We start from the raw sequence: 16,153 nt of genomic DNA, 5'->3' as shown, positions 1-16,153 counted from the left end.
GAAAGGCGTAGTCGATGGGAAACGGGTCAATATTCCCGTACCGGACATGATTGCGATGGGGGGACGAAGAAGGCTAGGTGAGCCAGGCGTTGGTAGTCCTGGTGAAAGTCGGTAGGCTGAGGGCTCAGGTAAATCCGGGCGCTCAAGGCCGAGAGACGAGACGAAGACACCACGGTGTTGAAGTCATCGATGCCACGCTTCCAGGAAAAGCCTCTAAGCTTCAGATCATGTGCGACCGTACCCCAAACCGACACAGGTGGTCAGGGTGAGAATCCCAAGGCGCTTGAGAGAACTCGGGTGAAGGAACTAGGCAAAATGGTGCCGTAACTTCGGGAGAAGGCACGCCGGCGTATTGTGAGAGCCCTCGCGGCTTCAGCGAGAACCGGTCGAAGATACCAGGTGGCTGCAACTGTTTAGTAAAAACACAGCACTCTGCTAACGCGTAAGCGGACGTATAGGGTGTGACGCCTGCCCGGTGCCGGAAGGTTAAGTGATGGTGTTAGCCGTAAGGCGAAGCTCTTGATCGAAGCCCCGGTAAACGGCGGCCGTAACTATAACGGTCCTAAGGTAGCGAAATTCCTTGTCGGGTAAGTTCCGACCTGCACGAATGGCGTAATGATGGCCACGCTGTCTCCACCCGAGACTCAGTGAAATTGAAATCGCCGTGAAGATGCGGTGTACCCGCGGCTAGACGGAAAGACCCCGTGAACCTTTACTATAGCTTCACACTGGACGCTGATGTTGCCTGTGTAGGATAGCTGGGAGGCTTAGAAACCCGGACGCCAGTTCGGGTGGAGCCAGCCTTGAAATACCAGCCTGGCATCATTGGCGTTCTCACTCAGGTCCGTTATCCGGATCGAGGACAGTGTGTGGTGGGTAGTTTGACTGGGGCGGTCTCCTCCCAAAGCGTAACGGAGGAGCACGAAGGTACCCTCAGCACGGTCGGACATCGTGCAATGAGTGCAAGAGCATAAGGGTGCTTGACTGCGAGACAGACACGTCGAGCAGGTGCGAAAGCAGGTTCTAGTGATCCGGTGGTTCTGTATGGAAGGGCCATCGCTCAACGGATAAAAGGTACTCCGGGGATAACAGGCTGATACCGCCCAAGAGTTCACATCGACGGCGGTGTTTGGCACCTCGATGTCGGCTCATCACATCCTGGGGCTGAAGTCAGTCCCAAGGGTATGGCTGTTCGCCATTTAAAGTGGTACGCGAGCTGGGTTTAGAACGTCGTGAGACAGTTCGGTCCCTATCTGCCGTGGGCGTTGGATGTTTGAGAAGGGCTGCTCCTAGTACGAGAGGACCGGAGTGGACGCACCTCTGGTGTTCCGGTTGTCACGCCAGTGGCATTGCCGGGTAGCTATGTGCGGACGGGATAACCGCTGAAAGCATCTAAGCGGGAAGCCCCCTTCAAGATGAGACATCCCTGAGGCCTAGAGCCTCCTGAAGGGCCCAGCGAGACCAGCTGGTTGATAGGCACGGTGTGGACGCGCTGCAAGGCGTTGAGCTAACGTGTACTAATGGCCCGTGAGGCTTGACCCTATAACACCCAAGGGGTCTGGTCGTGATGATAACGATGAGTGTTGAAGCACTCAGAGAACCGGATACGCGTACTGAGCCAAGTGGTGATGACACAGGGCTTGGTAAGAGACGCACACAAAACACAGCATGATATGCATTTAAAGTTACGCCTGACGACCATAGCAAGCGTGAACCACCTGATCCCTTGCCGAACTCAGCAGTGAAACCGCTTCGCGCCGATGGTAGTGTGGGGTCTCCCCATGCGAGAGTAGGTCATCGTCAGGCACTTATTTAACGAAGCCCCGGCCATTTGGTCGGGGCTTTGTTTTTAGGGGGCTCCCCATGGACCCGTTTGTCGGGAACAAACGGGAACCGCTTTAGCGGGCCCGAAGGGCGAGTCTCAGGATGAGACGAGTAAAGTAGCGGAGAGCCGCCCTGGTCATCGTCAGGCACCTATACCGCAGAAACCCCCGAGCACATCGTGCTCGGGGGTTTTTGTGTGCGTGGAAGAAAAGCCGTCGTTAAGACGGCGGCTTTTTAAAAATGGTGATTAATTATCCCTGTGATGCTGACAAATACCACCCGCCCAGGTTTCATAGATGGCTCGGTCGTCGGCCAGCATCATCAAAGCGAACAAGCGTTCTCCCAGCGTTTTACAGTGATTGATGCGACGCTTAAGCAGCGACGTTGCCTGGGTGTCGATCACTACAAAGTCAGCCTCAAGCGTGGGCGCCAATTGGCCGATATGGCTATCCAGCGAGAGTGCCTTTGCATTTCCTTTGGTCAAACCATAAAACCCCTGCCAGGCGGTAAGGGGCTGTCCGCGTAGCTGACCAACTTGATAGGCGCTTTTGAGTGTGTCAAATCCGGAAAGGTCAGTGCCTGCACCGATATCGCTGGCGTAGGTAAATGCCATGCCGGTTTCACTAGCGGCCTCCCGGTCAAATAGTCCGCTGCCAAGGAAGAGGTTAGAGCTAGGGCAAAAAGCAATATTTGCACCGCGTTCCGCCAACCGCTTACGCATACCGTTATCAAGATGAATACCGTGTGCAAAGGTGCTGCGAGGGCCGACAAGCCCCGCTTCTTCATACACCGACAGGTAGTCACGGCTGCCGGGAAAAAGCTCTGCCACCCAGTCCAGCTCCCCGCTGTTTTCCGCTAGATGAGTCTGTAACCAGAGGCTCGGGTCGTTACGTAGAAGGGCGCCTGCCGCATCCATTTGCGTTTTGGTCGATGTTGGCGCAAAGCGTGGGGTAACGCTATACCCCAACCGCTGCTTGCCGTGCCAGTCTTCAATCAGTCGCTCGCTGGCGGCAATACCCGTCGTGCCGTCCATAAGCGCCTCTGGCGCGTTACGATCCATCAATACCTTGCCGGCCAGCATGCGTAGTCGACGTTTTTGACAGGCAGTAAAGAAAGCATCCACGGACCCTTGATGGCTTGAGCCAAATACCTGCGACGTCGTGGTGCCTGCACGCAGCATTTCATCCAGAAAGGCATTTGATAATGCCTCTGCGTGCTCATGATTGGCAAAGCGACATTCCTCAGGGAAGGTATAGTCATTGAGCCAATCCAGCAGTTGCCGACCATAAGACGCCATTATATCCAACTGGACATAGTGAACATGGGTATCGATAAACCCCGGCATGATCAGCTTATCGCGATAGTCCAATACATCACTGTTTTCTGGTAGTGACGGCAATAATTCATTGAAATGGCCGACGGCATGAATATGCTGACCTTTCAACCAGAGCAATCCGTCGCCGTAATGCTCTAAACTGCCCGGCTCGGGCGTATCGCCAATGCCAGGGTCGCGGGCAAAACTAATCAATTCGGCACGAATCAACGTATCGGTAGTGGAATTCATATTAACTCTGGGTCGTTTTCGTATCGCCAACTAAAGCACGTACAGCGTTAGGCTCAAGGCCACGTGTTTCTGGTGAGGTGGGTTTGTCGGTTAGCCACAGCAATTCGGTGACCACCGTCATCGCAATGGCATAGGGGGTCTTATTATTGAGTTTGGTGGCGTGGATGCGTCCGATGGGGCTTCGCACACGCTCTATTTTCCCGGCGTCATGGCCTTCTCGCTGGAGACGTCCCTGAAAGCTTGACCATTTACTGTCGCTGCCAATTAGCCCGATGGATGCCACATCATCTCGTTCAATGAGGGCTGTAATGAGGGCGTAATCCTGATCGTGGCTATGGGTTAGTACGAGTGCATGCGTTCGCGGCGGTAATTCTGCGACCGTCCGATGGACATCGCCAAGTGTATGACAGCTAAGGCGTGATTGGTGTGACGTCTGCTCACTAAATATATCGCTTCGGCTATCGTACCAGTGCAGTTGCCAAGGCAACGGTGCGCTTAAGTTAACGATTTCGCGACCGACATGGCCCGCACCAAAGATAGCGACATGGGCTTCTGAACCTGGAAAGACTTCCAGCAGAATGTTGACGAAGCCGCCGCAGCACTGGCCGCTGCGGCCCCCCAGCGAGAAGGCTTCAAGGTGAAGGCCATAACGCTGATGGTATAAATAATCCCGCGCGGCGCTGATCGTCTGCCACTCGAAAGTACCGCCACCTAGCGTATCGAAGATAGCCTCTTCAGTAATCACCATTCGCGCACCAGGCTCGCGGGGTGTCGAGCCAGCGCTTGTCACCTGAGTTGCTAGTGCATGGGGGATGCCGTCGCGCTGTAAGCGATGCAGCGCCGCATGCCAGCTTTCTGGAGTGGGTAAGGTCATAGTGCTTTCTGCCTGATGGCATTTGCTGCCAACATGACCCGTTCAGGTGTTGCCGGGGTATCAAGATGGGGGGATACCTGATAGCCCGTCAGGCTTGAAAGGGCATCTCGTAATGCCGACCACACGCAAATCCCCAGCATGAAGGGCGGCTCGCCAACGGCTTTGGAGCGATAAAGGCTCGCCATGGAGTTGGGGTGGCCTTCCAGAAGTTCGACATTGAAAATCGGTGGCAGGTCGCCGAACGTGGGGATCTTATAAGTTGCCGGCCCGTCGGTGATCAGCATGCCTTTATCATTCCATTTGAGCTCTTCGCTGGTAAGCCACCCCATGCCCTGTATAAAGCCGCCTTCCACCTGGCCCATGTCAATGGCAGGATTAAGTGAATCGCCCACATCGTGGAGTATATCCACGCGCTCCACCTGATATTCACCCGTCAGTGTATCTACGCTGACTTCGCCTACTGCTGCGCCGAAGGCATAGTAATAGAAAGGGCGACCCTGGCCGTCGGCGCGGTTGTAGTAAATCAGCGGCGTTGCATAAAAGCCTTTTTCCGACAGTGAAATACGGTTTAGGTAGGCGGTCTGGACGAGCTCACCCCAAGCGATGCGGCGCTCACTTTCGCCAATGCCGGCAATCAGCATACCGTCCTCCAGGCGCATGCCTTCACGATCCAGGCCTTCTGAATAGTGCTCGGCGGCAAAATCGAACAGTCGCTCCCTCAGCTTGCTGGCGGCGTCCCGCGCCGCCATGCCGTTCAGGTCGGCACCGCTGGAGGCGGCGGTGGGCGATGTATTGGGTACCTTGTCTGTGCGGGTTGCACTGATGCGGACGCTGTCCAGATCCAGCCCCAGTTCTCGAGCGACTACCTGACAGATTTTGGTATGTAGGCCCTGACCCATTTCCGTGCCGCCGTGGTTGATCATGATACTGCCATCGGTATACACATGAAGCAGCGCGCCAGCCTGATTCAGGTGCTGAGCAGTAAATGAGATGCCAAATTTGACTGGGGTAAGAGCGAGGCCCTTTTTGATAATCGGGCTTGCCGCATTGAACGATGTAATGGCCTTACGACGCGACCAATAGTCACTGCTGTGTTCCAGCGTGTCCACCAGGGTGTGAAGCAATTGGATCTGATCGACCTGCTGGCCATAGTGGGTAATGTCGCGACCCTGGCGATAGAAATTGCGCTTCCGGATGGTCAGTGGATCCTCGCCGATCCGGCGGGCGATGTCATCCATGGCGGCCTCAATGATCATCATTCCTTGAGGCCCTCCAAAGCCTCGAAAAGCAGTGTTTGAGGCCGTATGGGTCTTGGCGCGATGCCCTGTCACGCGCGCATTGCCCAACGAGTAAGCGTTATCGGCATGAAACATGGCACGATCGACGATGGCGTCTGAAAGGTCGGGCGAGTAGCCGCAGTCGCCGATCACGGTGATCTCGCCGCCTTCGATGACTCCCTGATGATCGATCGCCAACTGATAGCGGTTATGGAAAGGATGCCGCTTACCCGTGGCGCGGGTATCCTCGCTGCGTGGCAACCGTAGGCGAATGGCCTTGCCCGTTCGGCGCGCAAAAAGCGCTGCCATACAGGCCCAGGGAGAGGCCTGGGTTTCTTTGCCGCCAAAGCCACCGCCCATGCGGCGAACTTCAACGGTTACCGCGTGAAAAGGAATGCCGAGCACTTCGGCAACGAGCTTTTGGGTTTCGCTTGGGTGCTGGTTGGAGGTATGGACGATGACGCCTTCATCTTCGCTGGGCAATACAATGCATGCCTGTCCTTCCAGGTAAAAATGCTCCTGGCCGCCAATAAAAAGCTCGCCTTCGATGTGCTGCGATGCTTGTTCCAGGGTTGCCTGCCAATCACCACGCTCTTGAACGTGGGTGGGGCGAACGAACTCTTCACGCTCGGTCGCCGCGACAGGATCAAGGCTGGCGGGTTGTTCGTCGATATCCAGCTTGGCAAGTTTCACGGCCCGGCGCGCGGCCAGTAAGGTTGTTGCAGCCACGGCAAAGAGGCATTGGCCTGCATAGCTGATTTCCCGGTCCACAAAGATAGGATCACCCGGGAATACCGGGCCAATGTCAGTGTGCCCCGGTACGTCATCAAACGTTATAACATCGATAACCCCAGGTGCCTGCCTGACCCCCTCAAGGTTGAGCTTGGTTAATGTGCCATGGGCGACAGGCGACAAGCCAAGTGCAACGTGCAGGGCATCAGCCGGCGTTTTGATATCGTCAATATAAGCTGCCTTACCCGTGACGTGTTTATTAGCGCTTTCGTGAAAGCTTGCACTGCCCGCCTGGCGTTGACTCTGGTTATCGACCGTATGGCGAGCAAGTGGGCCGGAGCCTTGAATATGGTCATGCAATTCACGGCGTGCACGGTGGCTGTCGACATCGAGTTTAGTGAGCGTACGCATGGAGCATCACCTCCTGATTGGGCGCGCAAAGCGTCAGGTACAGGCGCTCTAGCAGGTTGCGAGCGGCTTGTTGGCGATAAAGCTGGCTACCCCGCACATCGCTCATGGGATGAAATTCGTTGTCAAGCGCCTGCTGTGCGGCTTGGAAGCTGGCTTTCGACAGTGGCTGGCCTTCCAGTGCTTTCTCGGTCGCAAGGGCTCGTTTAGGGGTTGCGGCCATGCCGCCGAACGCGATGCGCACGTCGTGCATGACACCTGCCTCCAGGCGGTAGCAGAAAGCGCCCAACACCGCTGATATATCATCCTCCCGCCGCTTGGAGAGCTTCCAGACACGCAGCATGCTGTTATCAGCCAGTTTGGGAACAAATACCCGGCTGACAATTTCATCTGTTGCCAGCGCGGTTTTTTTATAGTCGATAAAAAAAGTACTCAAAGGAATTTGCCGAGAGCCGTCAGCGTTTGCCAGTTCTACCCAGGCATCGAGTGCCAGCAAAACGGGGGGGGTATCGCCAATGGGAGACGCATTGGCGATATTGCCGCCGATGGTGCCTGTATTGCGTATTTGTTGGGAGCCGAGACGGTGTAGCAAATGGGCAAAGGCCGGGAAGTGGGTGTCCAACAGCGGCTCAAGCTGGGTATAGGTGACGCCAGCGCCTACCCACCAGCCTGATTGTTCCTGAAAAGTGGCTTCCTCAATCCGGCGGAGCTCGTTAACCCGGGAAACATCAATCAGTTGGTCCAGTTCGACAAGGCGCTGAGTGTTTTCCAGCCATAAATCCGTTGCACCGGCGACGAGGCGCGCATTGGGGTAACAACGGCGCACTCTGGTGAGTTCAACCAGGGTGGTTGGCTGGGCAAACAGCGATGCGTTGTCTTCTACACGCTCAGAATCGGGCGCTGATGCAACTGGCGGTGAGGCGTCAAACCATTGGGGGGCCTGCCAGGAAAATGATTGCATGCTCAAGGCCGCATCGCGGATAGGGCGATAGCCGGTGCAGCGGCATAAATTGCCACCTAGCACGGCTTCAAGGCGTTCAGGGGTCAAAGGGGCCGGGCGGTGCTCCTGATTGGTATGCAGCGTAAACAGCGACATGACGATACCCGGCGTACAAAAACCGCACTGACTGCCGTGACATTCAACCATGGCCTGTTGCGCAGGGTGCAACTGACTGCCTTGCGCCAAGCCTTCGATAGTGACCAAGTGGCGACTGCTAAGCTGATGTGCTGGCGTGATGCAGGCATTGATGCTTTGAAAGCACGCTTGAGCATCACTCGGGTTGCGAATGGCAACCGTACAGGCGCCACAATCGCCGGAGGCGCAACCTTCTTTGGTGCCCGTCATCCCCAAATGGTCGCGTAATAGCGTTAAAATGCTTGTGTCCGGTGGCACATCGCATTGCTTGGGGATGCCATTGAGCAAAAACTCAATCGTCGCCATACCAAACTCCATCTTCATTGTTTTGACCGATCGGTCAATATCATTTGAGCTTGAGACAAAATCGGCGGTTATGCAAGGCTTCGAGTGTTGCACCGGTAAGGTGCAAATAACCGTATTACGCGGGGTTTTGGAGCATGTAATGTGAAGCGCCGTTATCTGCCCCCACTCATCTACCCAGCACCTGATAAAGGAACTCAGTGAATGACGGCTGAAACAGCAGACCAGGATAACGTCGGTAGGGATCACATCGAACGCTGCATTTTGCGCGCGGCTGAACAGGTGTTTTCGCAGTATGGCTACCGGGGAGCAAGCCTCCAGGCGATTGCCGATAAAGCCGGTCTGCCCAAAGCGAATATCCTGTATTACATGGGCAGCAAGCAGGCGCTCTATGTGCGGTTGCTCAATCGCATGATGAGCCGGTGGAATGCAGTGCTTGAGGACATCACACCGGAAAGCGACCCAGGACGCGTTCTCAGCGAATTTATTCGCACCAAGATAGTGCTTGGTCAGCGTTATCCCGAAGGCTCAAAGCTGTTTGCCGCTGAAATTTTAGCGGGTGCTCCTTTTCTGAATAAATACCTGTCCGGTGAACTCCGTGATTGGGTCGCTTCCCGGGCGGCCGTTATTCGTCAGTGGTCGAATCAAGGCAAGATGGACGATCTGGACCCGCATTTGCTGATTTTTCTCATTTGGTCCGCTACTCAGCATTACGCTGAATATAGTGCCCAGGTCACCGGTATTCTAGGTAAAGAGGCACTTGATGAAGCAGACCTGGAGTCGATTTGCCAATTCCTTGAGCAGGTGATCCTGAAAGGCTGTGGTGTGCCGCGTCCCGATGCATCGCCCGCAACGCCGCGGTGATTGGTTATGACCACGCTACCTATTGAGCCGCATTTAACCTCCCTGCAAGAAGCCCTGAACGACCATAATCGACTTATTTTGGTGGCCCAGCCTGGGGCGGGCAAGACGACGCGAGTGCCCATGACGCTTTTGAATAGCCATTGGGCGCAAGGCAAAACGCTATTACTGCTGGAACCACGACGAGTGGCAGCTCGGCTAGCGGCAAATTTCATGGCTCAGCAGCTTGATGAGCCTATAGGTCATACGGTGGGCTATCGAATGCGGGGCGATAGTCAGGTAAGCCGATATACCCGCCTGGAAGTCGTCACCCAAGGGGTGCTGACCCGTATGCTGCAGGATGATCCGCTGCTTGAGGGAGTTGGCGGCATCATCTTTGATGAGTTCCATGAACGCAGCATTGACGCAGACCTGGGGTTGGCTCTGGCGTTAGATGTACAGCAAAGCATTCGCGACGATTTACGCCTCATTGTGATGTCCGCCACTATCGATGTGGCGGCTTTACGGAAAGTGCTTGGGCAACAGACGCCGGTGATTGAAAGTACGGGGCGCCAGTACCCGGTTGAAACGATCTATCGGCCGGTGCAGCGTGATACAGCTTTGGAGACACGCGTCTGCGAGGCAGTTGGTGACGCCCTCAAGCGATCGGATACGCGCGATATTCTGGTTATTCTGCCGGGCGTAGCCGAGATAAACCGGCTGGTGAAGAAGCTGTCAGAGAGTTGGCTTGATATCGAAGTGCGCACGTTGCATGGTCGCATGTCAGTAGAAGCGCAGCAGGCTGCCCTCCAGCAAAATGCTTCACGTCCTCGGGTCATCGTATCGACGGCTATCGCGGAGTCGAGCGTGACAGTGGATGGCGTTAATGTGGTGATCGACGCTGGTTTAGAGCGTGTTCCGCTGTTCCAGCCTCGTTTGGGACTCACGCAACTGACCACCCGGTGGGTTAATAGCGCCAGCGCCGATCAGCGGCGCGGTCGCGCGGGTCGACAATGTCCAGGGCTATGTTTCCGCTTATGGTCTAAAGAACAACCGCTCGTCCCCTTTGGTGAACCTGAAATACAACAAGCTGATCTCTCGAAACTGGTGCTTGAACTGGCGTCCTGGGGCGTACAGTCTCCCGACGATCTGACGTGGGTGACCCCCCCGCCTAGCGGCGCCTGGCAGAGTGGCAAAGCACTGCTGAAAAAGCTTGGCATCATTGATCGAACCGGCATGTTGACCTCGGTGGGTGAACAGTGTGCACGTTGGCCGGTGGCCCCAAGGCTTGCCGCAATGTTGGTGAAATCAGCCGACATCAACGCGACGGCGTTGGCCTGTGGGCTAGCCGCGCTCCTTGAAAGCAGGGAGCGTATCAACGGCTCGCTTCGCAATGCGCTGGATCTGCGTTTTTCTCAACCTGCACGGTACCCTCAGTGGCAGCGTGAGGCCAAGTGGCTGGCACGGAGTGCACACGTCGATTTCCCAGGCAAGGTTGACGACGCATTGTTAGGTGCACTTGTGGCGCTGGCGTATCCAGAGCGTATTGGTCAGTGCATCAGCCCAGGTCGATTCAAACTCGCCAATGGTAAAACGGCGACCTTACCGAACAGCCATCCGCTTGCCAGTGAGCCTTACCTGGTTGCTGTCAACGTTGAAGGGGCGGCCAGCGAGGCGACCATATACGTGGCGGAGTCGCTTCCGCTAGATACCCTTAACAGTCTTTATCCGGCCACCCGGCAGTGGGTCAATCGCGTCAGCTGGTCGGACGCCCAAGGCAGACTGATTGGAGAAAGGGTGCAGTGTCATGGTGAGCTGGTGTTAGCCGCTTCTCCGCTCGGCAAGTTGCCCGAGGAAGACGTCACAGCGGCGCTGTTGAGCGCTTTGGAGCAGCGTCCTGAAATGATCTTTAATTCATGTGTTCAGCAGCTACAGGGACGTATGGCGATGCTGCACGAGTCTTTTGAGCGTCACTGGCCAGATTGGTCGGACAGTTCATTGATAAAAACACTTGAAGTCTGGCTCGCTCCCTACATGATCGGGGCGACCCGCATGAGCCAGGTGGAAAAAATGCCTTTCGAGACATACTTGCTGGCGTCACTGAGTTGGGATCAGCAGACTCAGCTTGAGCGCTTGGCGCCCACTTCGTTAACCGTGCCAAGCGGTCGCGATATATCGCTTGACTACACCCCGTGTCTGGAAAGTAGGCCACCGGTGCTCGCGATCAAGCTTCAAGAGGCGTTTGGCTGGCAGGAGACACCAAGGGTTGTCGATGGTCGCGTCGCCGTCATGGTTCATCTGCTATCACCGGCGGGGCGACCCCTTCAGGTTACTCAGGATCTGCACAGCTTCTGGGTGAACGGCTACCCTGATGTACGAAAAGAAATGCGAGGGCGCTATCCAAAGCATCCCTGGCCCGAAGATCCTCTTGCCGCACCAGCTACCGCAAAAACGCATAAGCGCAGATAAACGAAACACCCATATCATGTATAACGGGTTTTAGGGCCGTTTGACGTTGCGTTTAATAGCGCATTGATGACCGCTTTTATTCAGGGATCTCACCAGGCTTGCGGTAGCGCACTCCTTGAGCGCGACGTTCCTCTTCCGTGAGCCTCTCATCCTCAGCTGGTACGCCAAATACTGTCTCCTTGGACCCGTCTTCCCAAGTGTAAGTGGTACAGCCGGACAACAACGTGACCAGCAGGCATGATGCCATGGCCAGGGTGATTATTTTCAACATTTTCATGCGCATCAGTTATCTCCGCAGGGCACGTTAAGATCAATATTATCAATCAACTATAGAAGTCGATAGCGGAATCGTAAATTAGCAAATAAACAATGTTCCAAGAGCGTTGAATGACTACCAGGGTAACATGTCGCGTGTGAGCTATCGTTTAAAATAGCGTATTACAGCAGAACAGAAAGCCGTCGATAGCCACATCGCGGCAAGCGGCAACGAGGTGAGTATGTGGTCGGTAATCAAATCGGTGCTCGCAGCACTCATCGGTGTTCAAAATGACCGTCAACGGCGTGAAGACTTCAGTTCTAAACATCCAGCTGCGTTTATTATTACATTTATTATCATTACGTTAGCGTTTGTCGTGGCGCTTTGGGCTCTTGCTACTGTCGTTGCGGGATAAGCAGACCAGCTTTATTTTTTACAAATCACGTGAACATTGGCGGGTGTTTTCTATACTGCAGTTGACAACGTTATATCGGCATTCGTCTGTTGCCTACATCCATGCAGGTTGCTGGTTTCAGCCACAACAAAAAAAACAAGGGGGCTTCAATGCGCTTATGGTGGCGACCATCAGTGTTCAGTGCAGGCGTGATGAGTAGCAGTGTCTGCTTTGCTCAATCGTGGAACATGCCGCTCGGGGTGACCAATGTAAGCCGCGATATCTTTGGTCTACACATGACCATTTTCTGGATATGTGTCGCCATTGGTGTGGTGGTTTTTGGCGCTATGTTCTTCTCGCTTTTTCGCTATCGTCATTCACAAGGCGCCAAAGCCGCTCACTTTCATGAGAACACCAAGGTAGAGATTCTCTGGACGGTAATTCCTGTACTGATTCTTGTCGGCATGGCCGTACCGGCGACGGCCACGTTAAAGAATATGTACGATGCTTCAGATGCTGAACTGGACGTTATGGTAACGGGCCAGCAATGGCGCTGGCGCTATGAATATCTGGGGGAAGATGTCGCGTTCACCTCCAACCTCAGTACGCCCCGCAGCCAGGTAAGTGGCGAGGAAGTTCGAGGAGAGAACTATCTCCTGGAGGTTGATGAGCCACTAGTCCTGCCTATCAACCGTAAAATCCGTTTTTTAATGACGTCAGATGACGTTATACATTCCTGGTGGGTGCCTGATCTCGCCGTCAAGCAAGATACGATTCCTGGGTTTATTAACGAAAACTGGGTCAGGATTAACGAGCCTGGAATTTATCGTGGGCAGTGTGCTGAGCTTTGCGGCATTGACCACGGCTTCATGCCGGTAGTGGTTCAGGCCATGGAAGAAGAGGCCTTTGATGACTGGCTGACAGAACGCAAAAAAGCGGCTGAGCAAGAAGCGCAGGGGGTTGGGCGTGAATGGGCAATGGAAGAATTAATGGACAGAGGAGAGGCTGTCTATGAATCCATTTGTGCATCATGTCACCAACCAGATGGACAGGGTTCTCCCCCCGCATTTCCAGCGCTCGCGGGAAATCAGCAACTGATTGATGATCTCGACTGGCACTTGGACAAAGTCATCAATGGCGTTTCGGGTGCCGCAATGCCTGCGTTCCGAAATACGCTTAATCCGGTCGAGATTGCCGCGGTCGTTACCTATACGCAAAACGCCTGGGGCAACGATACCCAAAAGCAGGTACAGCCCGCGCGCGTTGCAGAACAAACAGAATGATCGATAGGTACTGCAGGTTACAGCGAAAAGAATAAATTTGGAGACAGATATGGCACCCAGAATACCTTTGCAGTCTACGCTACAGCACAGCGATGCGGTTGCGACAGCGGGTGGTGTTGCCGATCATCCGGCGCATCCGACTGGATGGCGTCGTTGGGTCTTGACGACCAACCATAAAGAAATAGGCACGCTTTATTTGATTTTTTCCTTATCCATGTTTTTTGTTGGAGGCATCTTTGCGCTTGTTGTGCGTGCAGAGTTATTTCAACCCGGATTACAGTTGGTCCAACCAGAGTTCTTTAACCAGATGACCACCATGCACGGCCTGATAATGGTGTTTGCAGCTGTCATGCCGGCTTTTACTGGGCTTGCCAACTGGATGATACCGTTACAGATTGGCGCGCCCGATATGGCGCTGCCGCGCTTGAACAACTTTAGCTTCTGGTTGCTGCCTGTCGCGTTCACGCTGTTGCTTTCCACGTTGCTGATGCCGGGTGGTGGGCCTAACTTTGGCTGGACGTTCTATGCACCACTATCGACTACCTATGCGCCAGCATCGACGACCTTCTTTATTCTTGCACTGCATATTGCAGGTATTAGCTCCATTTTGGGGGCGATCAATATTATCGCTACCATTTTAAATATGCGCGCTCCGGGCATGCGGTTGATGGATATGCCGCTGTTTGTATGGACTTGGTTAATCACCGCTTTTTTGCTGATTGCCGTCATGCCGGTTCTGGCTGGCGTCATTACAATGATGCTCATGGATATTAACTTTGGCACCAGCTTCTTTGATGCAGGGGGCGGTGGGGACCCCGTGCTTTTTCAGCACCTTTTTTGGTTTTTTGGTCATCCTGAAGTTTACATCATGATCTTGCCAGCTTTCGGAATCGTATCTGCAATTATCCCGACTTTTGCTCGAAAACCTCTATTTGGCTATGCCTCGATGGTTTATGCCACGGCGGCTATTGCTCTATTGTCTTTCCTGGTATGGGCGCATCATATGTTTGTGGTGGGCCTGCCATTAGTCGCTGAATTATTTTTTATGTATTCGACGATGCTGATTGCCGTACCCACGGGCGTTAAAGTCTTCAATTGGGTAACGACGCTTTTTCGCGGTTCGATTAGCTTTGAGTCTCCCATGCTGTTTGCGCTTGCCTTTGTGGTGCTGTTTACCATCGGTGGCTTTTCAGGCCTGATGCTTGCTATTGCGCCAGCGGATTTTCAATATCATGACACTTACTTTGTCGTCGCCCATTTTCATTATGTGCTGGTGCCAGGCGCCATTTTTGCCATCATGGCGGGTGTTTATTACTGGTTGCCCAAGTGGACAGGGCATTATCCAAACGAAACGCTAGCAAAATGGCATTTCTGGTTTTCCGTTATTGGGGTCAACTTAACATTCTTCCCGATGCATTTTGCTGGTTTAGCCGGTATGCCAAGACGAATACCTGATTATGCACTTCAGTTTGCCGATTTTAATCTAGTCTCCAGCATAGGTGCCTTCTTTTTTGGTACGTCGCAATTGCTTTTCGTTCTGGTGATTATTTTATGTGTGAAAGGCGGTAAACCAGCCCCCGCTAAGGCTTGGGAAGGTGCCGTAGATTTAGAGTGGACGGTGCCCAGTCCTGCTCCCCTACATACATTCGAGACACCCCCAGTATTTCGACAAATAGAAAAATAGGTCATCCATACTCAATCACCTGGAGTGAAATATGCGTTCACACCAAGCGGAAGGCGTAAAGAAAACAGTCACCAAGACGATTTTCGCCTTGATTGGTATGTTTGCATTTGCGTTTGCATTAGTGCCTCTTTACGACGTTTTTTGTGAAGTAACAGGTATTAATGGAAAGGTGAGCACCTCCGCGCAACAGGTCTTGGGTAATGATGTTGACCGCGATCGCTATGTGACGGTTCAGTTCATTACCCGGACAAGCGCCGGGCTTCCGTGGCAACTTGGTGTGGAAACCCGCCAAGTCCAGGTACATCCCGGTCAAATGACGGAGGTTGACTTTACGTTCTCCAACCGTAGCCAGTCGACCAGTTGGGGCCGGGCAGTTCCCAGCGTTAGCCCATCTGTTGCTAGCGCCCATGTGCGGAAGGTGAGCTGCTTTTGTTTTCAGGAACAGCGGCTTGATGCCAACGAGAATCTTACCATCCCGCTTGTTTTTCAACTGGATAACACGCTGCCAGAGGATATAGCGACCGTTACATTGGTATATACGCTATACCCTCTCGACGAAAGTGATGACCGCCCAGCAGTGGCGCAATATGTGAATAATAAAAACGGGGAGATTTAAAATGAGTGGCGGAAGTTATTATGTCCCTGCAAAAAGCTATTGGCCGATCCTGGGATCTTTGGCTACCGGTTTTATGATGGTGGGTTTGGGCTCGCAGCTTGTTTACGGCAGTACAAGCTTACTTATTGCGATAGGTGTTATCTCCGTTATCGCGGTCATGGCATTCTGGTTTCGTGATGTGATCAATGAGTCCCACCTGGGCCTATATGATAGCCAGATGGATCGCTCTTTCCGCTGGGGAATGGGCTGGTTTATTTTTTCAGAAGTGATGTTTTTTGCCGCGTTTTTTGGTGCACTGTTTTACGTTCGTATGTTTGCGATACCCTGGTTGGGAGGTGAAGGTGCTAAAGGTGGGCGGTCTCAATGACCAAGTGCAACACCTAACCTATCAGGTAGGGTATTGCCATGACTCACTGTTATCGCCATCTTTCTGCTGAAGATCGAGCTGCCATCATGCTGATGCAGGCTCACCACTCGATTCGCGCTATCGCCCG

At 53.8% G+C, this 16,153-nt stretch carries 11 protein-coding genes, 2 rRNA genes and 1 pseudogene; 9 read left to right on the top strand and 5 right to left on the bottom strand.

Annotated features, from left to right (window positions below; translation table 11 throughout):
* Together B7L15_RS18925 and rrf are read left to right on the top strand one after the other, a co-directional pair.
* Nucleotides 1-1,542, top strand: a 23S ribosomal RNA gene (locus tag B7L15_RS18925); the annotation flags it as partial.
* A 148-nt stretch (nt 1,543-1,690) separates the two neighbouring features.
* A 5S ribosomal RNA gene (gene rrf, locus B7L15_RS18920) occupies nt 1,691-1,806 on the top strand.
* A gap of 265 nt (nt 1,807-2,071) precedes the next feature.
* On the opposite strand, the gene guaD is transcribed toward rrf, so the two are convergent.
* Genes guaD through xdhA form a run of 4 tightly spaced genes read right to left on the bottom strand, consistent with a single transcriptional unit; the run spans nt 2,072 to nt 8,120 of the window.
* Complete coding sequence (guaD, locus tag B7L15_RS18915; RefSeq protein WP_085920444.1) at nt 2,072-3,388, bottom strand: guanine deaminase; 1,317 nt, start codon at nt 3,386-3,388, stop codon at nt 2,072-2,074.
* A 1-nt stretch (nt 3,389) separates the two neighbouring features.
* On the bottom strand, nt 3,390-4,262 hold the full coding sequence (gene xdhC / locus B7L15_RS18910; RefSeq protein ID WP_085920443.1) for a xanthine dehydrogenase accessory protein XdhC: 873 nt from the start codon (nt 4,260-4,262) through the stop codon (nt 3,390-3,392).
* The gene (gene xdhB, locus B7L15_RS18905; protein ID WP_085920442.1) at nt 4,259-6,682 is read right to left on the bottom strand and encodes a xanthine dehydrogenase molybdopterin binding subunit; all 2,424 of its coding nucleotides are present in this window, start codon (nt 6,680-6,682) and stop codon (nt 4,259-4,261) included. The genes xdhC and xdhB overlap by 4 nt, the downstream gene beginning before the upstream one ends.
* Nucleotides 6,666-8,120 carry a xanthine dehydrogenase small subunit gene (gene xdhA / locus B7L15_RS18900; RefSeq protein ID WP_085920441.1) on the bottom strand — a complete coding sequence of 485 codons (1,455 nt, stop codon included), beginning with the start codon at nt 8,118-8,120 and terminating at the stop codon, nt 6,666-6,668. Before xdhA ends, xdhB begins: the two co-directional genes overlap by 17 nt.
* A gap of 201 nt (nt 8,121-8,321) precedes the next feature.
* Here xdhA and B7L15_RS18895 point away from each other — a divergent pair, with 201 nt between their 5' ends.
* Both B7L15_RS18895 and hrpB read left to right on the top strand, forming a co-directional pair.
* Complete coding sequence (locus B7L15_RS18895) at nt 8,322-8,981, top strand: TetR family transcriptional regulator C-terminal domain-containing protein (RefSeq protein WP_085920440.1); 660 nt, start codon at nt 8,322-8,324, stop codon at nt 8,979-8,981.
* 6 nt (nt 8,982-8,987) lie between these two features.
* Nucleotides 8,988-11,426 (top strand): ATP-dependent helicase HrpB, encoded by a 2,439-nt coding sequence (gene hrpB, locus B7L15_RS18890; protein ID WP_085920439.1) that lies wholly within the window; start codon nt 8,988-8,990, stop codon nt 11,424-11,426.
* A 76-nt stretch (nt 11,427-11,502) separates the two neighbouring features.
* Here hrpB and B7L15_RS18885 read toward each other — a convergent pair whose 3' ends face one another.
* Entirely contained in the window at nt 11,503-11,709 is a 207-nt protein-coding gene (locus tag B7L15_RS18885) for a hypothetical protein (protein ID WP_320109342.1), read from the bottom strand.
* Between the two features lie 214 nt (nt 11,710-11,923).
* Here B7L15_RS18885 and B7L15_RS18880 point away from each other — a divergent pair, with 214 nt between their 5' ends.
* From B7L15_RS18880 to B7L15_RS18860, 5 genes and pseudogenes are all read left to right on the top strand, one after another.
* Complete coding sequence (locus B7L15_RS18880; protein ID WP_085920438.1) at nt 11,924-12,097, top strand: DUF2970 domain-containing protein; 174 nt, start codon at nt 11,924-11,926, stop codon at nt 12,095-12,097.
* 191 nt (nt 12,098-12,288) lie between these two features.
* Nucleotides 12,289-13,359 (top strand): cytochrome c oxidase subunit II, encoded by a 1,071-nt coding sequence (gene coxB, locus B7L15_RS18875; protein ID WP_233337419.1) that lies wholly within the window; start codon nt 12,289-12,291, stop codon nt 13,357-13,359.
* Nucleotides 13,360-13,408: 49 nt separating this feature from the next.
* Nucleotides 13,409-15,043, top strand: coding sequence for a cytochrome c oxidase subunit I (gene ctaD, locus B7L15_RS18870; protein ID WP_085920436.1), 1,635 nt, complete (start codon nt 13,409-13,411; stop codon nt 15,041-15,043).
* A gap of 31 nt (nt 15,044-15,074) precedes the next feature.
* Complete coding sequence (locus B7L15_RS18865) at nt 15,075-15,659, top strand: cytochrome c oxidase assembly protein (RefSeq protein WP_085920435.1); 585 nt, start codon at nt 15,075-15,077, stop codon at nt 15,657-15,659.
* A gap of 1 nt (nt 15,660) precedes the next feature.
* Nucleotides 15,661-16,011 (top strand): annotated as a pseudogene (locus B7L15_RS18860) (cytochrome c oxidase subunit 3); the annotation flags it as partial.
* Between the last annotated feature and the right edge of the window lie 142 nt (nt 16,012-16,153).

The sequence above is a fragment of the Halomonas sp. CSM-2 genome (assembly GCF_002119345.1).
GTDB classification, from domain to species: Bacteria; Pseudomonadota; Gammaproteobacteria; order Pseudomonadales; family Halomonadaceae; genus Vreelandella; species Vreelandella janggokensis.
The sequence above is the reverse complement of the archived record's forward strand: the minus strand, read 5'-3'. Positions and strand labels throughout refer to the sequence as shown.

What these genes read in the sequence shown, in the direction of transcription:
- guaD (WP_085920444.1), bottom strand. Translation starts at nt 3,388, where the DNA reads ATGAATTCCACTACCGATACGTTGATTCGTGCCGAATTGATTAGTTTT.
- xdhC (WP_085920443.1), bottom strand. Translation starts at nt 4,262, where the DNA reads ATGACCTTACCCACTCCAGAAAGCTGGCATGCGGCGCTGCATCGCTTA.
- xdhB (WP_085920442.1), bottom strand. Translation starts at nt 6,682, where the DNA reads ATGCGTACGCTCACTAAACTCGATGTCGACAGCCACCGTGCACGCCGT.
- xdhA (WP_085920441.1), bottom strand. Translation starts at nt 8,120, where the DNA reads ATGGCGACGATTGAGTTTTTGCTCAATGGCATCCCCAAGCAATGCGAT.
- B7L15_RS18895 (WP_085920440.1), top strand. Translation starts at nt 8,322, where the DNA reads ATGACGGCTGAAACAGCAGACCAGGATAACGTCGGTAGGGATCACATC.
- hrpB (WP_085920439.1), top strand. Translation starts at nt 8,988, where the DNA reads ATGACCACGCTACCTATTGAGCCGCATTTAACCTCCCTGCAAGAAGCC.
- B7L15_RS18885 (WP_320109342.1), bottom strand. Translation starts at nt 11,709, where the DNA reads ATGCGCATGAAAATGTTGAAAATAATCACCCTGGCCATGGCATCATGC.
- B7L15_RS18880 (WP_085920438.1), top strand. Translation starts at nt 11,924, where the DNA reads ATGTGGTCGGTAATCAAATCGGTGCTCGCAGCACTCATCGGTGTTCAA.
- coxB (WP_233337419.1), top strand. Translation starts at nt 12,289, where the DNA reads ATGAGTAGCAGTGTCTGCTTTGCTCAATCGTGGAACATGCCGCTCGGG.
- ctaD (WP_085920436.1), top strand. Translation starts at nt 13,409, where the DNA reads ATGGCACCCAGAATACCTTTGCAGTCTACGCTACAGCACAGCGATGCG.
- B7L15_RS18865 (WP_085920435.1), top strand. Translation starts at nt 15,075, where the DNA reads ATGCGTTCACACCAAGCGGAAGGCGTAAAGAAAACAGTCACCAAGACG.